Origin of the sequence: Aeromicrobium sp. Leaf289, assembly GCF_001423335.1 — a bacterium.
Taxonomy (GTDB): Bacteria; Actinomycetota; Actinomycetes; order Propionibacteriales; family Nocardioidaceae; genus Aeromicrobium.
This window is the reverse complement of sequence record NZ_LMNK01000002.1, coordinates 1117353-1140656: the sequence shown is the minus strand read 5'-3', so window position 1 is coordinate 1140656 and position 23304 is coordinate 1117353. Positions and strand designations below refer to the sequence as shown.

The 23304-nt window shown below is 70.0% G+C and carries 24 protein-coding genes; 7 read left to right on the top strand and 17 right to left on the bottom strand.

Features of this window, described 5'->3' with window-relative positions:
* Positions 1-39: 39 nt before the first annotated feature.
* The 14 genes from ASF37_RS09525 to ASF37_RS09460 all read right to left on the bottom strand — a co-directional run bounded on the left by ASF37_RS09525 (position 40) and on the right by ASF37_RS09460 (position 14092).
* Positions 40-966, bottom strand: coding sequence for a hypothetical protein (locus ASF37_RS09525; RefSeq protein ID WP_056555862.1), 927 nt, complete (start codon positions 964-966; stop codon positions 40-42).
* Positions 963-1589: a hypothetical protein gene (locus ASF37_RS09520; protein ID WP_055964226.1), complete on the bottom strand. Its 627-nt coding sequence runs from the start codon at positions 1587-1589 to the stop codon at positions 963-965. The genes ASF37_RS09525 and ASF37_RS09520 overlap by 4 nt, the downstream gene beginning before the upstream one ends.
* Positions 1559-2773 (bottom strand): MCE family protein, encoded by a 1215-nt coding sequence (locus ASF37_RS09515; protein ID WP_055964224.1) that lies wholly within the window; start codon positions 2771-2773, stop codon positions 1559-1561. Before ASF37_RS09515 ends, ASF37_RS09520 begins: the two co-directional genes overlap by 31 nt.
* Positions 2770-4242, bottom strand: coding sequence for an MCE family protein (locus tag ASF37_RS09510; protein ID WP_056580009.1), 1473 nt, complete (start codon positions 4240-4242; stop codon positions 2770-2772). The genes ASF37_RS09515 and ASF37_RS09510 overlap by 4 nt, the downstream gene beginning before the upstream one ends.
* A complete protein-coding gene (locus ASF37_RS09505; protein ID WP_055964218.1) occupies positions 4239-5432 on the bottom strand; it encodes an MCE family protein in 1194 nt (397 codons plus the stop codon). The genes ASF37_RS09510 and ASF37_RS09505 overlap by 4 nt, the downstream gene beginning before the upstream one ends.
* Positions 5429-6379: an MCE family protein gene (locus tag ASF37_RS09500; protein WP_055964215.1), complete on the bottom strand. Its 951-nt coding sequence runs from the start codon at positions 6377-6379 to the stop codon at positions 5429-5431. Before ASF37_RS09500 ends, ASF37_RS09505 begins: the two co-directional genes overlap by 4 nt.
* Entirely contained in the window at positions 6376-7479 is a 1104-nt protein-coding gene (locus tag ASF37_RS09495) for an MCE family protein (protein ID WP_055964213.1), read from the bottom strand. The genes ASF37_RS09500 and ASF37_RS09495 overlap by 4 nt, the downstream gene beginning before the upstream one ends.
* A 76-nt stretch (positions 7480-7555) precedes the next feature.
* Positions 7556-9019 (bottom strand): MCE family protein, encoded by a 1464-nt coding sequence (locus ASF37_RS09490; RefSeq protein WP_055964211.1) that lies wholly within the window; start codon positions 9017-9019, stop codon positions 7556-7558.
* 2 nt (positions 9020-9021) lie between these two features.
* A complete protein-coding gene (locus ASF37_RS09485; protein WP_055964208.1) occupies positions 9022-9852 on the bottom strand; it encodes an ABC transporter permease in 831 nt (276 codons plus the stop codon).
* A gap of 1 nt (position 9853) precedes the next feature.
* Complete coding sequence (locus tag ASF37_RS09480) at positions 9854-10573, bottom strand: ABC transporter permease (RefSeq protein ID WP_082480398.1); 720 nt, start codon at positions 10571-10573, stop codon at positions 9854-9856.
* A gap of 53 nt (positions 10574-10626) precedes the next feature.
* Positions 10627-11586: an ABC transporter ATP-binding protein gene (locus ASF37_RS09475; RefSeq protein ID WP_055966233.1), complete on the bottom strand. Its 960-nt coding sequence runs from the start codon at positions 11584-11586 to the stop codon at positions 10627-10629.
* Positions 11587-11944: 358 nt separating this feature from the next.
* Positions 11945-12337, bottom strand: a complete 393-nt coding sequence (gene rplL, locus ASF37_RS09470) for a 50S ribosomal protein L7/L12 (protein WP_055964201.1) — start codon at positions 12335-12337, stop codon at positions 11945-11947.
* Between the two features lie 56 nt (positions 12338-12393).
* Positions 12394-13011: a 50S ribosomal protein L10 gene (gene rplJ, locus ASF37_RS09465; protein WP_056580008.1), complete on the bottom strand. Its 618-nt coding sequence runs from the start codon at positions 13009-13011 to the stop codon at positions 12394-12396.
* 271 nt (positions 13012-13282) lie between these two features.
* Entirely contained in the window at positions 13283-14092 is an 810-nt protein-coding gene (locus tag ASF37_RS09460) for a hypothetical protein (protein WP_055964194.1), read from the bottom strand.
* A 152-nt stretch (positions 14093-14244) separates the two neighbouring features.
* Here ASF37_RS09460 and ASF37_RS09455 point away from each other — a divergent pair, with 152 nt between their 5' ends.
* From ASF37_RS09455 to ASF37_RS09425, 7 genes are all read left to right on the top strand, one after another.
* Positions 14245-15417: a GAF domain-containing sensor histidine kinase gene (locus tag ASF37_RS09455; protein ID WP_082495383.1), complete on the top strand. Its 1173-nt coding sequence runs from the start codon at positions 14245-14247 to the stop codon at positions 15415-15417.
* Positions 15418-15549: 132 nt separating this feature from the next.
* On the top strand, positions 15550-16077 hold the full coding sequence (locus ASF37_RS09450) for a TasA family protein (RefSeq protein WP_055964191.1): 528 nt from the start codon (positions 15550-15552) through the stop codon (positions 16075-16077).
* Positions 16078-16259: 182 nt separating this feature from the next.
* Positions 16260-16892: a signal peptidase I gene (locus tag ASF37_RS09445; protein ID WP_055964188.1), complete on the top strand. Its 633-nt coding sequence runs from the start codon at positions 16260-16262 to the stop codon at positions 16890-16892.
* A gap of 70 nt (positions 16893-16962) precedes the next feature.
* A complete protein-coding gene (locus ASF37_RS09440; protein WP_200931201.1) occupies positions 16963-18807 on the top strand; it encodes an Ig-like domain-containing protein in 1845 nt (614 codons plus the stop codon).
* Complete coding sequence (locus ASF37_RS09435; protein ID WP_056580004.1) at positions 18807-19184, top strand: hypothetical protein; 378 nt, start codon at positions 18807-18809, stop codon at positions 19182-19184. The genes ASF37_RS09440 and ASF37_RS09435 overlap by 1 nt, the downstream gene beginning before the upstream one ends.
* On the top strand, positions 19174-19896 hold the full coding sequence (locus ASF37_RS09430; RefSeq protein WP_056580002.1) for a response regulator transcription factor: 723 nt from the start codon (positions 19174-19176) through the stop codon (positions 19894-19896). Before ASF37_RS09435 ends, ASF37_RS09430 begins: the two co-directional genes overlap by 11 nt.
* On the top strand, positions 19889-21094 hold the full coding sequence (locus tag ASF37_RS09425; protein ID WP_056580000.1) for a HAMP domain-containing sensor histidine kinase: 1206 nt from the start codon (positions 19889-19891) through the stop codon (positions 21092-21094). The genes ASF37_RS09430 and ASF37_RS09425 overlap by 8 nt, the downstream gene beginning before the upstream one ends.
* Positions 21095-21163: 69 nt before the next feature.
* Here the strand turns inward: ASF37_RS09425 and rplA are convergent, their stop codons facing one another.
* The 3 genes from rplA to nusG all read right to left on the bottom strand — a co-directional run bounded on the left by rplA (position 21164) and on the right by nusG (position 23300).
* Positions 21164-21880: a 50S ribosomal protein L1 gene (gene rplA, locus ASF37_RS09420; protein WP_055964173.1), complete on the bottom strand. Its 717-nt coding sequence runs from the start codon at positions 21878-21880 to the stop codon at positions 21164-21166.
* Between the two features lie 83 nt (positions 21881-21963).
* Positions 21964-22392: a 50S ribosomal protein L11 gene (gene rplK / locus ASF37_RS09415; RefSeq protein WP_055964170.1), complete on the bottom strand. Its 429-nt coding sequence runs from the start codon at positions 22390-22392 to the stop codon at positions 21964-21966.
* A 50-nt stretch (positions 22393-22442) separates the two neighbouring features.
* Complete coding sequence (nusG, locus tag ASF37_RS09410; protein ID WP_235497344.1) at positions 22443-23300, bottom strand: transcription termination/antitermination protein NusG; 858 nt, start codon at positions 23298-23300, stop codon at positions 22443-22445.
* Between the last annotated feature and the right edge of the window lie 4 nt (positions 23301-23304).

Below are 23304 nucleotides of genomic sequence, written 5' to 3'. Positions count from 1 at the left end.
CACCGGGCGAAGCACCGTCGCCCGCGGGCGGGCGTCGGTTCAGAGGGCCTGGATGTCGTCGACGAGCCAGCGGCCGTCGCGCTCGACCATGGTGAGCTCGACACGGTTGCCGAAGACCGTCGGCACCTGCGACCCGTCGGCGAGCCGAGCCTGGTCGACGAAGAGCAGGACCTTCGCCTCGCTGCGCGTGCAGTCGTCTCCGCACGGCAGCGCAGCGGAGTCGCGGGTCGTGGCCTCGACCTGGATCTTGCGCTGCGGAGCCAGGTCGTTGAGGGCCGGCGAGATGGTCTCGAAGTCCTTCGCGAACGAGGGCGTCATGACGTCCTTGGAGTCCTCGAGGTACTGGTCGAGCTGGTCGTAGCGATACGTGAAGATCGTCTCCGCCGCGGACGCCGCGGTCTCGGCCGCCTCCTCGTGGGCGCCGTCCACGCCGTGCGTCTGGCGCCACTCGACGACGCCCCGGTACCCGAAGAACGCGCCGAACACGAGCGAGGCCACCACCATGGCGAGCAGCAGGACCCGCCCGAGCGGCGGGCGGCCACGCGGACCGCTCGGCTCCACCGGAGCGGCCGACGTGGTCTCCGACGTGCCCTCCCCGTCGGTGGCCGCGGCTGCGGCGGCGCGATCCTGACGACGCGCGACCCGCGGAGCCACGCGCGGCGCGGCGACACGGTCCTCGTCGTGGTCCTGGTCCGCGCCGGTCCCGACCTGCGCGGCGTCGGCGGCGCCGGTGTCGCGGTCGTCGGTCGGGGTCGCCTCGGGTGCAGCAGGACCCGTGGTCGACTCCTCGACGGGCGTGGCCGGCTCCTCGCGCGGGGTCGAGCCGGGCGTCGACGTCGGAGGCGTGCCGGGACGCGCGACAGGCTTCTTGACGACCTTCTTGGCCGGTCCGGGGCGGGGCGCGTCGCTCGGCTTGCTCTCGCCGGCGATGCGGCGGCGCCTGGAGGGTCCGTCGTGGGTGCTCACTGGTCGGCCTCCGGCGTCTCCTGGGGCTCCGCGCCGGCGCTCGGGGTGGCGCTCGGCGCCGGGGTGGCGCCGCCGTCGGTGCCGGGCTCGCCCGTGGTGGCGTCGAGCGGCACGACGGTCTCGAACTGGCTCACGAGCCAGTCGTCGCCGCTGCGCGTGAGCGTGACCTTCCAGCGGAAGCGACGCTGCACGGCTGCCTCGTCGGCCGACGTCGTGATCGAGGCGTCGACGGCGACGATGGCCACGGCCGAGTCGTCGTCGATGCTGTCGACGGCGACCCCGAGCACGTTGGCGGCGCCGCTCTTCTGGTCCTTGGACTCGAGGGCTCCGAAGACGGCGCCGGTGATCCGCTCGAACTCGGTGTAGTAGCCCGGCGTCAGCAGCGGCTTCATCCGCTTCTGGTAGTCCGCGAGGTCGGCCACGTCGTAGGTGTTGTACACCGTGGCGAAGTCGTTGACCCGCGCCGCGACGGCGGAACGGTCGGAGTCCTCGCCGCCGTCGCCGATCACCCGCGGCACCACCAGGCCCGCGGCCCCCACGAGCACGCCGAGGACGGCGAGCACGACGAGGATGCGGGAGGAGCGGTGCGCGGTCAGCTGGTCGCCGGTCCGAGCAGGAGCCACTTCCACGAGTCCTTTCCGGCGGCGTCCGCCCCGGTCCCCACGGCGGCCCGGTCACGGTTGATGACGGTCTTGTCGGGCCCGCGCGGGACCTTGTCCTTGACGATACAGCCGGCCTCAAGGTCGAACTGCATGTCGTACAGCTCCTGCGGCTCGCGCCGCGGGCGCTGGCCGTTGTCGTCCTCGTCGCACGGCTTGATCGCGGCCGGGTCGGCCGGGTTGGTGATGACCAGGCCGAACGTGGCGTCGAACTCGCCCTCGGCCTGCTTGGCCGGGGCGACCACGCTGAACGAGCCCTCGAGCAGGTACGGGTAGAGGATCGCCAGCACGCGCAGCGACTTGGCGTTGCGTGCGAGCGGCTCGGTGGCCGAGCGCAGGTCGGCGAAGATCGTCTGCAGCTGCGCTGCGTTCTCCTCCACGACGTCGTTGACGAGCGCCGCGCTCGGCGCGCCCTCGTCGACCAGACGTCGCAGGTCCGGGTCCGCGTCGACCAGCGTGTCCGAGAGCAGAGCGAGGTTCTCGGCGAACGTCGCGAGCTGGGGCTGCTTGTCGATCTGGGTCTGCAGGACTCCCGAGGAGTTGCGGATGAGGCTCTGGGTCACGCCGAGGTTCTCCTGGGCGGCCTCGATGAACTCCGACGACGTGTCGAGGATGCGCTCCAGGTCGGGCGCGGTCCCCTCGAAGGCGGCGCCGAGCTCGTCGACCACGGTCTTGAGGCTGCCGGTGTCGATGCTGGAGACCAGCGAGTTCAGGTTGAGCAGCAGCGTCGTGGTGGAGATCGGGATGTTCGTGTCCGACCGCGGGATGACGGTGCCGGCCTTGAGGTACGGGGCCTGGTTGGAGCGCGGCGACAGGTCGACGTACTGCTCGCCGATGGCCGACTTGTTGGCCACGGTGGCGACCACGTCGTCGGAGATCTTCGGGGCGCTCTTCTCGATGTCGAGGATCACGTCCACGCCGTCGTCGGTGAACTTCAGCTGCTTGACCTTGCCGACCGCGATGCCGCGGTAGGTCACCTCGGCGCCGGCGAAGATGCCGCCGGAGTCGGCGAAGTCGGCCGTGACCGGGAAGGTCCGGTCGACGAAGAGCCGGTCGAGCTGGGCGTACTTGCCGCCGACGAAGGTCGCACCGACCGCCACGATGATGGCGAAGATGACGAGCTGGATCTTGGTGAGCCTGGTGATCATCGCGACACCACCGGTCCGAGCACGAGCCGGCCGACGTCCTCGGTCTGCTCCGCCATCAGCTGGCTCGTGGTGGTGACCCGGCAGTTGCCGAGCAGCGCGCAGATGCCGCTCCCACCGGATCCGCCCTGGCTCGAGCCGCCCCCGCCCGAGCTGCTCGACCCCGCGGACGGCGAGGCACTGGGCCTCGGCGTGGTGCCGGTGAGCGGGCCGAGGCCACCGTCGGTGGGCAGCGACGTGAGGCCCTCGACCAGGTCGACGAGCTGGCCCGCCGGGTCCGTCGCGGTCTCGCCCTCGGCGGGCGCCTCGGCGGTGGCCCCGGCCGGGACGAGCGTGTTGCCGAGCGACAGCAGGCCCTCGATCAGGCTCGTGAGCTGGTTGGTGTTGAGCGACAGGTTGATGTCGAGGTTCATGAAGTCGCCGTAGCAGGCGCCGTCGGCCACGTCCTGACGGACGGTCGCATCGTTCTGCGTGGAGGCGTCGTCGGGGTTGTAGGCCGTGCAGGGGTTGCTCGCACGGGCGGGGCTGCCCCCGACGATCGCGTCGGTGAACGGGAAGCTGAAGATCAGCTGGCTCGCGGTCGCGAGGTCGTCACCGGCGTTCGCCAGCTCGCGCAGCGTCGGCTCGAGGTCGCGCAGCACCGCGAGCGTGTCGTCCTTCGACCGGCGGATGACCCCGGTCGCGGTGTCGCTGAGCCGGTCGAGCGAGGTGAGCAGGCCGACGAGGTCGTCGCGCTGGGCGTTCAGCACCCGCAGGGCCTCGGGCAGGTCGTCGAGTGCGGCGGTGATGGCGCCCTCCTGGTCCTGCGTGGCCCGGGCGAGGTTGTCGACCTTCTCGAGCGCGGTGAGGATGTCCGCCTTGTTGTCGTCGAGCTGACCGACGAACGTCGTGGTGCTCTGCAGGAGCTGCTTGATCTCCGGCTCGTTGCCGTCGAGCGTCTTGTTGAGCTCCTTGACGATGGTGTTGGTCTTCTCGAGCCCGCCGCCGTTGAGCAGCAGCGAGGCAGCGCCCAGCACCTCCTCGATGTCGGGGTTGCGCCCCGAGCGGTCGAGCGGGATGCGGTCGCCGTTGCCGAGCTGGCCCACACCGCCGGTGGTCGGCGGGGCGAGCGAGACGAACTTCTCGCCCAGCAGGCTCGTCTGACGGATCTGGGCCTCGGCGTTGTCGGGCAGCTCCACGTCGCGGTTGATCTTGAGCGTGGCGGTGGCCGTCCAGCCGTCGAGCCGGATCTTGGTGACCTTGCCGACCGCGATGTCGTCGACCCGGACGGCGCTCTGGGGCACCAGGTCGAGGACGTCGCGGAACTGCACCGTGACGGTGTACGGGTCGGACCCGAGGTCCGCGCCGCCGGGCAGCGGGAGCTCGTAGGGCGAGAACGAGCAGCCCGAGAGCAGCACGGCGCTCGCCGCGCCGGCGGCCACGGTCCGCCAGGGGCGTCGTCGCGTGGAGGTGTTCACGGTCCGGGTGCTCATCGGTCCACCGCCAGCATCTGGGAGAGGGACGTGTCGGTGCGGTCCGGCGACGTGGGCTCGGCCACCGCCGCGTTCGCCACTGCGGCCCGTGGGAGCGGGAGCCCGCCGATGATCGGCGAGACGATCCCGTCGAGGATCGGTCCGAGCACGTCCTCGCAGGGTCCGTTGAGGTCGATCGGCAGCTGCTCGCTGAGGTTGCAGAGGAGGTCGCCGGGGTTCTCGGCGGCCCCGAGCACGAGACCCAGGACGTCGGCGTGGTTGTCGAGCGTGCCGGAGTCGCCGTTGTAGGCCAGCGCGACGTTCGACAGCGCCGTGGGGCCGCTCACGGTGAACTCCTCGAGGTCCTTCTGGTGGTCACCCAGCACCTCGGCGATCGTGGCGAGCTGCTTGACGTTGCCGCGCAGCTCCGAGCGGTTGTCCTTGACGAGCCCGCGCACCTCGACGAGGGCCTTGGCCAGCGCCTTCACGGTGGCCTGGAGGTCCTCGCGCTCGCCCTCGAGCACGGTGGAGACCTCCGCCGTGCTGTCGAAGAAGTCGCGGACCGCCTGGTCGTTGGTCTGGAGCAGCTGCACGAACTGGTCGACCTCGCGCATGCTGCCGAACAGCTCGTCCTTGTTGTCGGAGAGCGTCTGGCTGAGCTTGCCGAAGTTGCGCAGGGTCTCGTTGAGCTGGGTGCCCTGGCCGTCGAGCTGCGCCGCGGTGTCCTTCACCAGGTTGCTCACGGCACCGTTCCTGTTGGCGCCGTCGGGACCCAGGGCCACCGACAGGTCGTCGAGCGACTTGTAGATCTGGTCGAGCTCCACCGGCACGGCGGTGCGGTCGACGCCCAGCCGGGCGCCGTCCGCCAGCACCTGCCCACCGTCGTAGGCCGGGGCCAGCTGCACGAACCGGTCCCCCACGATCGACGGCGAGACCACGACGGCCTTGACGTCGGCCGGCAGCTTGACGTCGGCGTCGTAGGAGATCGTCGCGCGCACGGTCTCGCCGCGCGGGACGAGCCGGTCGACGGTGCCGACGGCCACGCCGAGGATGCGGACGTCGGAACCCTCGTACAGCGAGTTGGTCTGGGCGAAGTCGACCGTGATCGTGTTCTTCGCGTCGCGCTGGCCGAAGACGATCACCAGTCCCACGACGAGGACGAGGGCGACGAGCACGGTGAGGATGCGGGCGACGCCGGCGAGCCTGGTCATCCGGCACCTCCGATCTTGACGTAGGTCTCGAACCACGGACCGTTGCCCAGGGCGTTGGCGAAGACCCGCAGGAAGCCGGGCATCACGGTGAGGGCGCGGTCGAGGCTCTGCTCGTTGCGCGCCAGCATGGTCGTGACGGCGCGCAGCTGCCTGAGGGCGGGCTTGAGGTCGGCCTCCGTGTCGTCCACGAGGGCGCTGAGCTGCTCGGAGATCTCCTGCGTCGAGACGAGCAGGCGGTGGATGGCCTCGCGTCGCTCGGTGACCGCGTCGAAGAGGACCGAGGAGTCCTTCACCAGCTGGACGAGCTCGTCGTCGCGCGAGTTGATGACACCCGTGACCTTCTTGAGGTTCACCAGGAGGGTGTTGATCTGGTCGTCGCGCGCCGCGAGGTTGCGCGAGAGGTCCGAGACCCCGCGGATCGCGCCGCGGAACTCCTCGGGCGTCTGGGCGGCGACGTCGGACAAGGTCTCGAGCGCGTCGGAGATCTGGCCGACGTCGAGCGCGTCGGTGGTGGTGCTGAGGTCGGAGAAGGCCTGCACCACGTCGTACGGCGGCACCGTGCGGGACACCGGGATCGTGGTGCCCTTCTCGAGGCGGCCCGAGCCCGAGGGCGTGAGTGCCAGGAACTGCGCGCCGAGGAGGGTGCGGATGCGGATCTCCGCACCTGTCTCGCGGCCCAGCCGCGTGCCCTTGTCGACCTTGAACGTGACCTTGACCTTGTTGCCGGCGAGCTCGATGCCACGCACCTTGCCGACCGGCACGCCGGCCACGCGGACCTCGTTGCCGTCCTTGAGGCCACCGATCTCGGAGAACTCGGCGTGGTACGTGTCCCCTGCGCCGATGATCGGGAGCCGATCGGCGCGGAAGGCCGCGACGAGGAGCAGCGCGATGATCGTGAACCCGAGCAGGCCGATGATGACGGGGTTGCGTTCGCGGAAGGGCTTCATGAGGCGGCCTTCCCGTACTCGCCGTTGCCGGTGCGGCAGCGGTCGCCGCCGGCCTGGACGGCACCCAGCTCGCTGATCAGGCCGTCGAGCAGGCCGTCGAGCGGGGTTCCGGTCAGCTGGGAGACGTCGACGTTCAGCTCGCAGACGTAGAAGTTGAACAGGCTGCCGTTGGAGGCCAGGTTGCCCAGCTTCTCCATCTTGATGGGCAGGATCTGCACGGCTTCCTCGATGGTCTTGAGGTTGCGCTCGCTCGACAGGTTCTTGGTCAGGCGGCGCAGCTGCTTGACGTCGGCCGTGAGGTCGGGCCGGCCTTCCACGAGCAGGTTGGAGGTCTCGGTGGTGAGGTCGGAGATCGAGTCAAGCGAGCCGAGGATCGCCTCGCGGTCGCCCTTCAGGCCGGTGACGAACTGCTGCAGGGTGTCGATCGTGGCCGTGAGCTGCTGGTCGCGGCTGCCGATCGTGTCGAGCACGTCGGACAGGTTCACCACGACGTCGCCGATGAGCTCGTCGCGGTCGGCGAGCGTGCTGGTCAGCGACGCGGTGCGGGCCAGCAGGCTCTGCACGTTGCCGGCCTCGCCCTGCAGGGTCTGGACGATCTCGAAGGCGAACTTGTTGGTGTCCGACGGTGACAGCGCCTGGAAGACGGGCTTGAAGCCGTTGAGCAGCACGTTGAGGTCGAGTGCCTCCTCGGTGCGGTCCTGCGGGATGGTCGAGCCCGGGGCCAGGCGTGCGGTGCCGCCCTCGCCGCCCTGGAAGAGCGCCAGGTAGCGCTGGCCGACGAGGTTGCGGAACCGCAGCTGCGCGTTGGTGTCCTGGGTGAGCGGGGTCGAGGTGCGCACCGAGAAGGTGATGATGGCCTCGTCGGTGTCGTGGATCTCGACCTTCTTGATCGACCCGACGGAGACGCCGGCGATGCGGACGTCGTCGCCCTTGGCCACGCCGGTGACGTCGGAGAAGACGGCCTTGTACTCGTTGCTGCTGCCGAGGTTGGCCCCGCTGAGGGTCAGCATCAGCAGGAACGTGGCCGCACCGGTGACGGCGAAGAAGATCGACAGCTTGACGATCGCAGAGATGGACTCGCGGTCCAGAGCCTTGCTCATCGCGTCACCCCCGTCGGAAGAGCACGGTCCGGGAGCAACGCGATGAGGTGCTGGTCGTTCGCTCGCTTGCGCTCGCTCATCTCACCGTCACCTCCGTGCCACGCAGGATCGGGCTGAGCAGGAGCGACGCGGCGTCGGGGACGCGGTCGGCGTCGACACCGGCCACGGCGGCGGCCATCCGGCGCACGTCGTCACGCTGCTGGGCGCTGTCGGTGTCGGCCAGGCTGGGGTTCCAGAAGCCTGCCGAGTCGAGGTTGGCCACGGCAGCGCGCTCGAAGTCCGCCTCGCTGCCGAACTTGCCGTTGTGGCTGTTCTCGACGCCCACGAGCTTGTAGATCTCCGGAGCGACCTGGAACGGGTCGGCCTGGTTGTAGGGCCACTTGCTCGGGTCGTTGGCGTTCTTCTTGAAGACCTTGAGGTCCTCGCACACGGCGCCCAGGGTGTTGGGGAGTCGACCGTTGTCCTTGTCCGGCGCGTCGATGTACTTCACCTTGTTCGGGTCGGTCTGCTCGGTCTCGTCGAGGGTCTTGTTGTCGGGCACCACGGCGTTCTCCCCCAGCTGGTAGCCGGTGGGCTGCTCGGCGAGGAGCTCCAGGTCGATGTGCACGGTGTTGTTGCGCAGGACGCTGTTGAGCTTCGGCAGCACCGTGGCCATGCCGCCCGTGAAGCACGGGAAGGTGCTGGAGTAGTCGGCCGTGACGCTGAGCAGCTCGCGGTTCTGCTTGGCGAGCACCTCGAGGTTCTCGCCGTTGGCGTCGACGAAGTCGGTCAGCGTGTTCGCCAGCCGGGTGCCCTCGTCGAAGAACGCCGCGAGCTGCGTGCGCTTGGCGACGACCGTGTTGCCGGTGACGACCGTGTTCTTCAGCAGGCGCCCGAGGGTGGGCATCTGCGCGGCGTAGCCGTCGGAGACGGTGCCGAGCTTGGTGAGGTCGTCGACCAGCGTCGGGACGTCGGGGTTGAGTGCCGTGAGGTACTCGTTGGCGGACACGAGGGTCTCGCCGAGCTTCTCACCGCGTCCCTCGAGCGCCTGGGAGACCGCCGTGAGCGTGTACGACAGCTCGGCCGGTTCCACGGCCTGCAGCAGCGGGTAGAGGTCGTTGAGCAGCTCCTCGACCTCGATCGGCACCTCGGCGCGCTGGATCGTGTCGCCGGCCTTCAGCCGCTCGCTGCCCGCGTCGTCGGCGGGGATCAGCGCGACGTACTTCTCGCCGAACAGGGTCTTGGGCACGATCTCCGCGGTGACGTCGGCCGGCACCTGGCCGATCAGGTCGGGCTTGAGACCGAGCACGAGTCGCACGCCGCCGTCGCGCGGCTCGACGTCCTTGACCTCGCCCACGATCATGCCGCGCAGCTTGACGTCGGCGGCCTGCGGCAGGTTCAGGCCGGCCTTGCCGGTGTCGACGGTGACGTCGTCGGTGGCCACGAAGGTCTTGGAGAAGAACGCGAACGTCAGCCAGACGAAGAAGGCCATGAGGACGACGAGACCGGCCCCGAGGAGCTTCAGGCTCGTGGGACGCTCGGCGAAGGGAGTGGCAGCCATCGTCAACCTGCCAATCTGACGGTGACGGTCGTGCCCCAGATCGCCATGGAGGCGAGCAGGTCGACGACGTTGACGGCGACGATCGACGTACGGACGGCGCGGCCCACGGCCACACCCACGCCCGCGGGTCCGCCGGAGGCGTAGTAGCCGTAGTAGCAGTGGATCAGGATCACCACGACGGCGAAGATCAGCACCTTGCCGAACGACCACAGCACGTCACCTGGTGGCAGGAACGTCGAGAAGTAGTGGTCGTAGGTCCCGGTGCTCTGCCCGAGGAACTGCGTGATCGTCAATCTGGTCGCGAAGTAGGACGACAGCAGGCCGACGACGTAGAGCGGGACCACGGCGATGAGCCCGGCCAGCACGCGCGTGGTGACGAGGAACTGCATCGACGGCACGGCCATGACCTCGAGCGCGTCGACCTCCTCGGAGATCCGCATGGCGCCGAGCTGCGCGGTGAAGCCGCAGCCGACGGTCGCGGCGAGCGCGATGCCGGCGACGATCGGCGCGATCTCACGCGTGTTGAAGTAGGCCGAGACGAAGCCGGACAGTGCGGCGGTGCCGAGCTGGTCGAGCGCGGCGAAGCCCTGGATGCCGACCTCGGTGCCGGTGAAGAAGCACATGGCCACGATGACGCCGACGGTTCCGCCGATGACGGCGAGGGCGCCGGAACCGAGCGCGACCTCGGCGAGAAGCCGCAGGATCTCGCGGCTGTAGTTCTTGATCGTGAACGGGATGGCCCGCAGGACGCGCAGGTAGAACAGCAGCTGGGTGCCGAGGCCCTCCAGCGCTGCCGCGGGGCGCTCGTAGACGGCACTGATCTTCGTCGCCATGTCACATCCCCTTCGGTGGGACGAGCTGGATGTAGATGGACGACACGAAGAAGTTCACGATGAACAGCAGCAGGAAGGTGATGACGACGGCCTCGTTGACCGCGTCGCCCACGCCCTTCGGGCCGCCCTTGGCGTTCATCCCCTTGTAGGCGGCCACGATGGCCGCGATGTAGCCGAAGATGACGGCCTTCACCATGCCTTGGTACATGTCGGGCAGCTGGGCCAGCGCCGTGAACGAGGCCAGATAGGCCCCTGGTGTGCCGTCCTGCAGCACGACGTTGAACACGTAGCCACCGGCGACACCGACGATCGTCACCAGGCCGTTGAGGAAGACGGCGATGAGCATGGCGGCGAGCACGCGGGGCACGACGAGGCGCTGGATGGGGTCGATGCCCAGCACCATCATCGCGTCGAGCTCCTCGCGGATCTTGCGCGAGCCGAAGTCGGCCGCGATGGCCGAGCCGGCGGCACCGGCGATCAGCAGCGCGGTGGCGATGGGGCCGGCCTCGCGCACCACGGCCAGCACCGCGGCGGAGCCCGTGAACGACTGCGCACCGAACTGCTTGATGAGCCCGCCGACCTGGAGGGCGATGACGGCACCGAAGGGGATCGAGACCAGGGCCGTCGGCACGATCGTCACGGTGACGATGAACCAGGCCTGGGTCAGGAACTCCTTGAGCTGGAAGGGTCGCCGGAACAGCGCGACGGTGACGTCGAGCATGAAGGCGAAGAGGCCACCTGCGATCCGTGCGGGCGCCGCGATCTTGGTTGCGCTCACGCGGTGCTGCCCGGAGCGAGGCTCATGTTCTCGTCGAACGACCCGGGCGGAGGCGTGATGCCGTTGTCGCGGCACCAGGCGCCCGGCTCGCGCTGCGCGACACGGGGACGACCGTCCGACGGCTCGAGCTGGCGCGGGATGGGCGGCAGCGGCGGCATCTCGATCTCGGACTCGGCCGCGAGCTCGTCGGCGTCCTTCTCCTCGGACATGCCGATCGGACCGACGCGCTGGGCGTTGAGGAACTGCGCGACGACGGGCTCGGTGCTCGACAGCAGCATCTCGCGCGGGCCGAACATCGCCAGGTGCTTGTGGTAGAGCAGGCCGATGTTGTCGGGCACGGTGCGGGTGGAGTTGATGTCGTGCGTGACGATGAGGAACGTGGCGTCGATCTGGGCGTTCAGGTCGATGAACAGCTGGTTGATGTAGGCCGTGCGCACCGGGTCGAGGCCGGAGTCGGGCTCGTCGATGAGCAGGATCTCGGGCTCCAGCACGAGTGCGCGGGCCAGGCCGGCACGCTTGCGCATGCCGCCGGAGATCTCGCCGGGGAGCTTGTTCTCCGCACCGGCCAGGCCGACGATGTCCATCTTGTCCATGACGATCTGGCGGATCTCGGACTCGGACTTCTTGGTGTGCTCGCGCAGCGGGAAGGCGCAGTTGTCGTAGAGGTCCATGGAGCCGAACATGGCGCCGTCCTGGAACAGCACGCCGAACAGCTTGCGGATCTCGTAGAGGTCCTTCTCCTTGCACGTCGCGATGTCGACGCCCTCGATCCAGATGTGGCCCTCGTCAGGCTTCAGCAGACCGATCAGCGTCTTGAGGAACACCGACTTGCCCGTGCCGGACGGACCGAGCATCACGGAGATCTCACCCGCGGGGAGGGTCAACGAGACGTCGCCCCAGATCAGCTGCGAGCCGAAGCTCTTCGTCAGGTTCTCGACCTTGACCTCGACGCCCACGGACCCCTCCTCCACTCCAGCTCGGCCGGTCCCCGTACCGGGCCCGCAGTCGATGTGACCCGGGCCACCCAGCCTAACGAATTTCGGGCGACTCGGTTACGAGTTCGCTCCGTCATGATGACCCGCGAGTAACGTGTCGCAGGTCTCAGAGACCGTACCCCATGCAACTGCGAGTCACAAAGGTGGCCTCGGTCACGTCCCCGACCCTGCCGTTCGGCCCGTCAGCGGAGCGCGACGGCCGCTCAGGCGATCGGCGCGCCGCCGCCTCCTGACACGACGAGACCCCCGCCGACCCGGTCGGAACCGGGTCTGCGGGGGTCTGCGTCGACGTCACGTGGACGTCAGGCTGACAGCCAGGTCACTTGAGCGTGACGGTGGCGCCGGCGGCCTCGAGGGCCTCCTTGGCCTTCTCGGCGGCATCCTTGGCGACCTTCTCCAGGACGGGCTTCGGAGCGCCCTCGACGAGGTCCTTGGCCTCCTTCAGGCCGAGGCTCGTGAGACCGCGCACCTCCTTGATGACCTGGATCTTCTTGTCGCCGGCCGACTCGAGGACGACGTCGAACTCGTCCTGCTCGGCGGCGTCGCCACCGGCGTCGCCACCGGCGGCAGCGGGGGCCGCAGCGGCCACGGCCACGGGGGCAGCGGCGGTGACCTCGAAGGTCTCCTCGAAGGCCTTCACGAACTCGGAGAGCTCGATGAGGGTCAGTTCCTTGAATGCGTCGAGCAGCTCGTCGGTGCTGAGCTTCGCCATGATGTGGCGTCCTTTCGTTGGTGAGACCCCGAGGGGGTCCCGATCAGATCGGGCGTTCAGCCCTCGGTGGAGTCGGTCTCGGCGGGAGCCTCGACCTCGGGTGCCGCCTCGGCCGCGGGGGCCTCGGCAGCAGTGTCGGTGGAAGCGTCGGCGGGAGCCTCTTCGGCCTTCTTCGCCTCGAGGGCCGCCACGAGGCGGGCCGTCTGGGCGAGCGGGGCGTTGAAGAGGGACGCGGCGTTCTGAAGGCTGCCCTTCATGGCGCCGGCGAGCTTGGCGAGGAGGACCTCGCGCGACTCGAGGTCCGCCAGCTTCTTGACCTCGTCGGCATCGAGCGACTTCCCGTCGAGGAAGCCTCCCTTGATGACGAGGGTGGTGTTCGCCTTCGCGAAGTCACGCAGACCCTTGGCGGCCTCGACGACGTCGCCCTTGATGAAGGCGATGGCGGTCGGGCCGGTGAGCAGGTCGTCCGACAGTTCGACCCCGGCCTCCTTGGCCGCGATCCTCGTCAGCGTGTTCTTGGCGACGGCATAGCTCGCACCCTCACCGAGCGAGCGCCGCAGTTCCTGCAGCTGCTTCACGGTGAGACCGCGGTACTCGGTGAGGACGATGCCGTCGGAGTCGCGCAGGCTCTGCGTGAGCTCGGCGACGGCAGCAACCTTGTCCGGGCTTGCCATGGGTCTCCTTCTGGTGGTCGTTGCCTCGACCGACGCACGCGCTGCGGTGCACGTCGTCGGGAGGTCCTGACGGACCCACCTCTGAAGGACACCTGCGCGGGCCGCCTCGTTCGAGGCACTTCGCGGGACCCTTGCGGGACCCGGCCAGCGGTCTTCGGCGTGGTCAGTCTACGCACGAGCCCCCGCCGCACCAAATCGGTGCGACGGGGGCTCGTGTGGAGCGCTGGTCGAGCGGCGTCACCCGGCAGGTGCCGGGTGGGCTCGATCGAGCTCAGGCACCGCCCATCTGGGAGAGGTCGACGTCGGAGATCTGGTCCTTCGCCGGCGCCTCGATGGTGACGTCCTCGCCCCACTTGGTGTAGTCCATGGTCATCTTCGTGCCCGCGACGTCCATCAGGATGCGACGCGGCAGGTTGTCCGGGCCGATGTACATCGTGTAGGTGAGGGTCTCCGGGACCTGGGCGGCGTCCTGGCCGGGAGCACCCATCTGCTCGGTGAGCTTGCTGGAGTCCACGGTGACGACGTACGGGGTGGCCTCGACGCCGTCGAGCTTCTCGGCGTCGCCCTTCTGCTCGAAGCCGGTGACCGCTTCCTGCATCTGCTCGATCTGCTTGGAGGGATCGACGCTGTCGAGCAGGCTGCCGTACTGCTCGCCCAGCGGGTTGCTCTTGTCGTTCAAGTCGATCTTGGCGAACTTGTTCTGCGACATCGAGCCCATGTTCATGTAGAGGACGCCGTCGATGAGGCGCATCTCCATCTCGCCCTGGGCGCCGAGCGTCATGGTCATGCTCATGGCGGAGTCGGCGGCGGTCTTGCCGGTCGACACGTCGCCGGAGGCCTTGATGTCCTGGCCGCCGACGCCGAACGCCATCTCGACGTGGCTGGTCTTGGCGTCCTGCTGGGCCTTCGTCACCTCCGTGAAGAAGTTCTCCTGGGTGAGCTCGGTGTCGGCCTTCTCGCCGACCGAGGACGTGTCACCCTTGGCGCTGGAGGAGTCGTCACCGCCACAGGCGGCGAGGCCGAGGCCGGCGGTCAGGACGATGGCCACCGCGGCGGCGGACTTCTTGAGGCGCAGGTTCATGTTTGGATCATACCTCTCACTTCGCCCGAGTCGGCGTCCGGTCGGCCAATTCCGGACGTCCGTCCGGCGACGGGCGAAGCTCGCCGCGCCGGCGGACCGCGCCGGGACGCGCCAGGTGTGACATGGTCGAGCGAAGCGATCGAGGAGGTCCGGTGAGCACCGTCGTCGGGGGAACGATCGAGCAGCAGGAGCTCGAGCTGGAGCGCTACGCCGTGCTCACCGAGCCCGTGGGTCGCGACCTGCAGGCGCTCGTCGACCTCGTGGCGCAGGCGTGCGACGTCCCCAGCGCGGCCATCAACATCATCACGCGCAGCCAGCAGCACCAGATCGTCGCGACGGCCGGCATCGAGCCGTCCGTCTGCTCCCGGTCGGACTCCATGTGTGCCGCCGTGATGGCCGAGACCGGGAACGTGGTCGTGCCCGACGCGACGCAGGACGAGCGGTTCCGCACCAACCCCTTCGTCACCGGCGACATCGGGGCCGTGCGCTTCTACGCGTCGGCGCCGTTGGTCACGCCCGACGACGTGCACCTCGGCCGGTTGTGCCTGTTCGACGAGACCGCTCGCACCCTGACGCCCGCGCAGGAGGTCTCGCTGCGCACCGTGGCCGGGCAGGTGATGGACGTCCTCGAGCTGCGCCTGCGCACCCGCGAGCTGGAGCGGGCCAACCACCACCTGGCGCTCTTCGCGGGCCAGGTCAGCCACGACCTGCGCAGCCCGCTCACCGCCATCCTCGCCAACGCCGAGCTGCTCGAGACCGAGCCCGTGGTGGTCACCCACGACGACCTCGGCGCCGTCGTGCGCGCCGTGTCGGAGGCGGGCCGGCGGATGAACCGCATGATCGAGGAGATGCTCGACTTCGCGGTCCGCGGTGGTCGGCTGTCGCTCGTCGACACCCCACTGGAGCACGTGTTCACGCTGGCCCTCGCGGACCTGGAGCCGGTCGTGCGCCGCGGTGGCGCGACGATCACCGTCGAGTCGCTGCCCACCGTGGCCGCCGACGCCGACATGCTCTACTCCGTCGTGCTCAACCTGCTGACCAACGCGCTGAAGTTCACCCGTGAGGGCGTGTCCGCCCAGGTGGTCGTGAGCGCCGAGCGACACGGCGACGCGTGGCGGGTCGTCGTGGCCGACAACGGGCGCGGCATCGAACCCTCTCGCCGTAGCGAGGTCTTCGACCTGTACGACCGCGGCGACGACCCCGGCGGGCACGGCATCGGCCTGGCCACCACGCGTCGCCTGGTCCGCGCGCACGGGGGCCGAGTCGGCGTGGACGAGTCGCCGACCGGTGGCGCCGCGGTGTGGTTCGAGCTGCCCGCGAGGTAGCCGGCGGCGAGTTCCGAGATGTGGATCTCGTGGGGAGCTCGTGGGGGACTCGTGTGGATCTGGGCTCCGTAGCGTTCCAGACATCACCTCGACCACGGTCGAGCCCCACCGGTCCACACAGGAAGAACCCCCATGAACACCAAGAAGGTCCTCGTCCCCCTCGCCACCCTGCTCGCCGCCGGCGCGGTCGCCATCGGCTCGGGCGCCACGTTCACCTCGAGCACCGCCAACACCATCAGCTCGGTGACCTCCGGCACCCTGTCGCACACCAACTCCAAGAGCAACGCCGCGGTCTTCAACCTCACGAACATCAAGCCCGGCGACGTCGTCAACGGCAGCCTGACCATCACCAACACCGGCTCGCTGCCGGCCGCGTTCAGCCTGACCGAGACCACCTCGACGAACCAGTTCGCCGACGACGCCCTGACCCTCACCATCACGAACACGACCTCGGGCACCCAGGTCTACAGCGGCAACTTCGGCGGTCTCGTCGACGGCAAGAAGAACACCCTGGGCACCGTCGAGCCCGGCGTCGTGAGCAACTACACCTTCTCGGTGCGCCTCGCCGACACCGCCGACAACACGCAGCAGGGGAAGACCGCCTCCGCCGCGTACAGCTGGGACTCCACGCAGCTCTCGGCCACCACCACCAACCAGTGAGAGCCACCCGGACGCCGGCCGTGAGGGAGGCCGACGTCCGGGCGCCCCGGCCAACAGGGGTGGTCCGCGCACCTGACCGGGTTCGCGGACCACGGCCGGACGCAGGACACGTGCTGGTCCCCGTACGAGGAGAGGGACCGCACGGTACGACCACCCGCCACGAGCAGGAGAAGGAGAAGGACATGACCATCCCGCACCGCCGCACCCCCCGACGCGCAGGCCGGGTCCTCCCGGTCATCGTCAACTCCCTCCTGCTCGTGGCGACCGTGGCCGGGCTGGCCTACCTGGCGCCCAGCCTGCTGGGCTACGAGCGCTACGTCATCACCGGCGGGTCCATGTCCGGCTCGATCGAGAAGGGCGCGGTCGCCTTCGAGAAGGCCACCCCCGTCGCCGACCTCGCCGTCGGCGACGTGATCACCTACCAGCCCCCGGCCGACAGCGGCGTCACGAACCTGGTGACGCACCGCATCATCGACATCGGCACGTCCGAGAGCGGCGCCCCGCTGTTCCGCACCCAGGGCGACGCCAACCCCCAGCCCGACCCCTGGACCTTCTCCCTCACCGCACCGGACCAGCCGGTCGTCGAGTTCCACGTCCCGCACGTCGGCTGGGCCCTCGTCGCGCTCGCCGACCGCGACACCCGCCTCCTCGTGATCGGCGTGCCGGCCGGCCTGATCGCCCTCGCGAGCGGCGTCGAGCTGCTCGGCGCCCTCCGCAGCGGCGGACGACGCCGCGACCGGACCGAGGCGCCCGTCCAGCCGACCGCCCCACTGGTCCCCGTCCAGCTCCCCGTCCCCGTCCCCGTCCACTCCTGACCGGTTCCGTGGAGGTCGTGTGACCTTCGCGTGGGGTCTTCGTGGAGTCGACCTCCCTACCGTTGAGGACATGAGCATGAACGCCCGTCACCGAGCACCGTCCCCCCTGCGGGGCCGCGCGCCGCTGGCGGGCGTCGTCGTGGTCCTGGTCGCGCTCGCGTTCTCCGTGACCGGCTTCTCGTCGGCCAGCTTCTCGGCCCGCACCGTCAACCCGGTCGGTACCGTGACCGCGGCGTCGGACTGGACGCCGCCCAGCGTGGCCGTCACGGCGCCGGCCGGCGGCAGCGTGACCGGGACCGCCACGATCGCCGCCACCGCGAGCGACGCCGAGTCCGGAGTCGCCCAGGTGGTGCTGCAGCACCAGGCCGCCGACGCGTCGAGCTGGACCACGCTCTGCACGGACACCACTGCGCCGTACTCCTGCTCGTGGGACACCCGGACGGGCGCGACCCCCGACGGCCCCTACGACCTGCGCGCTGTCGCCACCGATAAGGCGGGCCACACCACCATCTCCGAGCCCGTCCGGACCTACGTCGCCAACACCTTCGCCATCGTGCTGGCCCCGCTCGGCGAGGCCCTGACCGGCACGGTGACGGCATCCATGAGCGTCTACAACGCCGGCCTCGCCATCGGCTCCCCCCGGTTCGAGTACTCCCCCGCCGGCACGAACAAGTGGACCCGAGCCTGCACCGGCAGCCTGTTCATCAACACCACCACCACCTGCTCCTGGAGCACCACGACGGTGCCGGACGGCACCTACGACGTGCGCGCCGCGATCGACACCCTCGCCGGCACCCGGTACTCCACCGTGCAGACCGACGTCCTCGTCGACAACACCAAGCCCGCCGTCACGATGACCGACCCGGGCACGCCGCTGAGCGGAACCCGCACCTTCTCCGCCACGGCGACCGACGCGGGCTCGGGTGTCGAGACGGTCGAGCTGCAGTACTCCCAGGGCACCACCGGCACGTGGAAGACGCTGTGCACCGTCACCTCCGCGCCGTGGTCGTGCCGCTACGACACCACCGCGCTGACCGGCGGCACCTACTCCTTCCGCGCCGTCGCCACCGACGCCGTCGGCCTGCAGTCCACCTCCGCTGCCGTGGCCAACCGGGTCGTCGACAACACCGTCTCCTCGGTGTCGCTGGCCGACCCCGGCCAGTACCTCACCGGCACGGTCACGCTGACCGCCGCCGCCAACGCCTCGGCGGGGATCGCCTCGGTCAGGATCCAGCGCGCCCCCGCCGGAGGCAGCACCTGGACCGACGTGTGCACCGACACGACCGCTCCCTACACCTGCGCCTTCGACACCAAGTCCGTCGGCGACGGCAGCTACGACCTCCGAGCGCAGCTGGTCGACACTCGCGGCACGATCACGACCTCCGCCGTCGTCGGTGCCCGCCTCGTCGACAACAGCCCGGTACGGGCGCTCGACGTGCAGTCCGCCAACGGCGGCGGCACCGTGGGCCGGGTCGACAACGGCGACACCGTCACCTTCACCTACAGCGAGAAGCTCGACCTCGCCACCGTGGTCGGCGGGTGGGACGGCACCGCCAGGGCCGTCACCGTCCGGCTGCGCGACGGCAACCTCGTCGGCGGCGGCGCCAAGGACGACACGATCGACGTGACCGGGGCCAACCTCGGCGCCGTCAACCTCAAGGCCGACTACGTCAAGAGCGGCAAGACCGTCCAGTGGGCCGGAAGCATGACGGCCACGACCGTGACCGTCGGCGCCTCCACCCGCACCGTCGTGACCGTGAAGATCGGTGCCGTGACCTCAGGATCGGGGCTGCGCACCGTGACCAGCGCAGCCACCATGACGTGGACGCCGTCCGCGTCCGCTGCCGACCTGTCCGGCCAGAAGTGCTCGACGGCCCCGGCCGTCGAGACCGGCACCGCCGACCGGGACTTCTGATGGCACGCGTCGCTCCGTCGCACCTCGCGCCGACCGGCACGGCCCTGCTCGGGCTGCTGCTCGGACGGGCGGCCGTGTCCACCGCGCACGAGCCGTACGCGTCGGTGCTGCTGGGGGTCCTGGCCGCCATCGCGCTCCTCTCGGCGGCCCGCCTGGGCACGGCCCGGTGCATCGAGTCGCGGGTGGCTGCGACCGCGGTGGCCCTGGCGACGGTGACGGGCGTCGTGCTCGCCAGCACCGTGGGTCCTCCCGGCTCGACACCGCACCCGGTCGACGTCACGGTGGTCGCACTTGCGCTGGCGGCCGCGGCGGTCCTGACCCTGGTGGTGGCACCCGAGCCGGAGCGCGCGCCCGCAGGTGACCTCTATGCTCGATGAGGTGTCTCACACTCTCTTGATCGTCGAGGACGACGACCAGATCGCCGCTCCCCTGATCCGCACGCTGGAGCGCGAGGAGCACCTGGTCGAGCGCGTGGCCACCGGCACCGAAGCCCTGGAGCGGCTGGACGTCGGCGGCGTCGACCTGGTGCTGCTCGACCTCGGCCTGCCCGACCTCGACGGGCTCGAGGTCTGCCGGAGGGCCCGGGCGGACGGGTTCGAGGGCGGCATCATGATCCTGACCGCCCGCGGTGGGGAGCTCGACCGCGTCGTCGGTCTGGACGTCGGCGCGGACGACTACCTCGCCAAGCCCTTCGCCCTGGCCGAGCTGCTCGCCCGGGTCCGGGCACTGCTGCGGCGCAGCGCCCGGCCAGGACCCGAGGTCGCCCCCGCGCCTCCCGTGTCGTCCCCGACCGGCGGGGTTCGCGTCGACCGCGACACCCGGCGCGCCTGGGTGGGCGACTCCGAGCTCACGTTGACGGTCAAGGAGTTCGACGTGCTGGCACTGGTCGAGGCCGCCGGCGGCAGCGTCGTCACGCGCGAGCACGTGATGGACGAGGTGTGGGACGAGAACTGGTTCGGCTCCACCAAGACGCTCGACACCACGATCGGTCGGTTGCGCCAGAAGCTCGAGGACGCCGACGCGCGGGGCCGTGTCGTCACCGTGCGGGGCGTCGGCTTCCGCTGGGAGATCGACGCCGCGGATGCGTGACCGCCTGGTCGCGACGTTCGTCGGGCTGACCCTGCTCGTGCTGGCGCTGTTCGCCGTCGCGGCGTCCTACGTGGTCGCCGACGTCGTGCAGGACCAGGAGCGCGAGCGCGCCGATCGCACCGCCGCCCTGATGGCGGCCGCGGTGGGCGCCCGGCTGACCGCGGGAGCCACCGTCGACCAGGACTACTTCACGTCCCTGCTGCAGGACGACGAGCGCGTGGTCTACCAGCCCCCCGCCGGCGAGCGCATCACCGCAGGGACGGTGACCGTCGACGGCCCGCGCAGCACCCGGGCGGTCGACGGTGGGGGCAGCGTGACCCTCAGCCTCTCCGGTCGGTCGATGACCGACCGCGTGTCGGCCGGAGTCCTGCCGCTGGTCCTGCTCTCCCTCGCGCTGGCCGCGGTCGCGGGCGTCGTGGCGGTGGTCATGGCACGTCGCTTCGCCCGGCCCTTCGGCGAGCTGTCGATCGTGGCCGCCGAGATCGGCGCGGGCCGCTTCGACACGCCGGTCCCCCGCTACCGGGTCCGGGAGGCCGACGAGCTGGGCCGGGCGCTGCGCGACACCGGTCGCCGGCTCGACGTCCTGCTGGAGCGTGAGCGCTCCCTGGCCGTGACCGCCTCGCACGAGCTCCGCACGCCCATCACCGCCCTGCGCCTCTCGCTGGAGGACCTCACGCTCTGGAAGCAGGTGCCGCCCGAGGTGGCAGCGGAGCTGACCAGCGCGATCGCCGCCGTGGACCGGCTGGGCGTCGCGGTCACCGAGCTGCTCGAGGTACGTCGCGACGACGCCCTCGACGACGAGGTCGCCCTGGACCTCGTGGACCTCACGTCCACCGTCGCCGAGCGCTGGCGGGAACGGCTGTCCGAGCAGGGTCGCGATCTCATCCTCACGTCGCGGGCGCCCGTCCCGGCCAAGGTGGCCCCCGAGCCGGTGCGGCAGGTCGTCGACGCCCTGCTGGCACAGGCGACCGACGGCGGCACGGGCAACGTCACCGTCGACGTGTCGACGCTGCGCACCGTGCTGCGCGTGCGCGTGACCGACCAGGGACCACGTCGCCTGCCGAGCGGCGTGCTGCACGGCGACGCCGGGGTCGACGGCCTGGCCGAGGCTGCCGTGACCGCCGAGTCGGTGGGCGGCTACGTCACCGTGCAGGACGCACCGCAGTCACGCGTGATGCTGATCCTGCCCCACCACTGAGGTCGCGCCCCCGGACGCACGGACCCCCTCCGCCCGAGGGGCGGAGGGGGTCCGGTGTCGGCTGGAGGCTCAGGCCTCGTCGGCCGACGTGAAGTTCCGCAGGTGCGTCGTGTCGACGGGGACACCCGGGCCGTTCGTCGTGGAGACGGTGATCTTCTTCAGGTACCGACCCTTGGAGCTGGCCGGCTTGAGACGCAGGATCTCCTCGAGGGCCGCGCCGTAGTTCTCGGCGAGCTGCTCGGCCGAGAACGAGGCCTTGCCGATCACGAAGTGCAGGTTGGCGTGACGGTCGACGCGGAACTGGACCTTGCCGCCCTTGATGTCGCCGACGGCCTTGGCGACGTCGGTGGTCACCGTGCCGGTCTTCGGGTTCGGCATCAGGTTGCGCGGGCCGAGGACGCGGCCGAGCCGGCCGACCTTGCCCATCATGTCGGGCGTGGCGACGACGGCGTCGAAGTCGAGCCAGCCCTCGTTGACCTTGTCGACGAGCTCGTCGGCACCCACGTGGTCGGCGCCGGCCTCACGGGCGGCGTCGGCGTTGGCACCGGTCGCGAAGACCAGGACCCGAGCGGTCTTGCCGGTGCCGTGGGGCAGGTTGACGGTGCCGCGCACCATCTGGTCGGCCTTGCGGGGGTCGACGCCGAGGCGGACGGAGACGTCGACCGTGGAGTCGTAGTTCTTGCTGCCCGACTCCTTGGCCAGCGTGGTGGCCTCGAGCGGGGTGTAGACGGCGTCCTTGTCGATCTTCTCGGCGACGGCGCGGTACGCCTTGCTGTGCTGTGTCATGTCTGGCTTCCTTCGGTGTGCACCAGGTGTGGTCTCGCGGGCCCAGCCGGCCCTGCCACGTGTTGCTGGTCGGGGTGGGTGTGTCAGTCGGTGGTGACGCCCATGGAGCGGGCGGTTCCCTCGACGATCTTCATGGCCTGGTCGAGGTCGTTCGCGTTCAGGTCAGGCAGCTTGGTCGTGGCGATCTCGCGGATCTGGTCCTTGCTGAGCTTGCCGACCTTGTCGGTGTGCGGCGTGGACGAGCCCTTGGACAGACCGGCGGCCTTCTTGATCAGCTCGGCGGCCGGCGGCGTCTTGGTCACGAACGTGAACGAGCGGTCCTCGTAGATCGTGATCTCGACGGGGACGACGTTGCCGCGCATGGACTCCGTGGCGGCGTTGTACGCCTTGCAGAACTCCATGATGTTCACGCCGTGCGGGCCGAGCGCGGTACCGACGGGGGGCGCCGGGTTCGCCATGCCGGCGTTGAGCTGCACCTTGACGAGTGCGGCGACCTTCTTCTTGGGAGGCATTGTTCTTCGGGTCCTTCTGTGGATGGGTGGTGCAGGCCGGAGGAGCCGGCTCAGACCTTCTGGATCTGGGTGAAGCTCAGCTCGACCGGGGTCTCGCGACCGAAGATCTCGACGAGGGCCTTGACCCTCTGCGCGTCGAGGTTGATCTCCGTGATCGTCGCGTGGAGCGTGGCGAACGGACCGTCGACGACCATGACGGAGTCACCCGTCGTGAAGTCGGCGAACTCGACCTTGGGGGACGATGCGGTCTGCTGCTGCTCGGGGGCGTCGGCCGCCTGCTGGGCGACCTCGGCCTCCACCGCCGGGGCGAGCATCTGCTCGACCTCGGCGAGGCTGAGGGGCACCGGCTGGTGGGAGTTGCCCACGAAGCCGGTGACCGACGGGGTGTGGCGCACGACGCCCCACGACTCGTCGGTGAGGTCCATGCGGACCAGGACGTAGCCGGGGAGCACGGTGCGCTTGACGAGCTTGCGCTGCCCGTTCTTGATCTCGGCGACCTCCTCGGTGGGGACGACGATCTCGAAGATGTAGTCCTCGGCGTTGAGCGAGGTGATGCGGTTCTCGAGGTTCGCCTTCACACGCTTCTCCATGCCGGAGTAGGTGTGCACGACGTACCAGTCGCCGAACTGGCTGTAGAGCCGCTCGCGGAACTCCGCGAGCGCGTCGACGGGGGCGTCCTCGCCGGCCTCTTCACCGTCACCGGCCTCGTCGGCAGGGACGTCGGCGTCGAGCTCGGCGTCGACCTCGGCCTCGGCGGCCTGGTCGGCGTCGACGGTCTCGTCGGCGCCCTCGGGCACGTCCTCGACCTCGGGGGCCTCGTCGATCGACGCGGCGGACTCGTCCGACGCCTCGACGTCGGAGAGCTCCTCGACCTCGACGTTGCTCGTCTCGGGGGACTGTTCAGTCACTGGT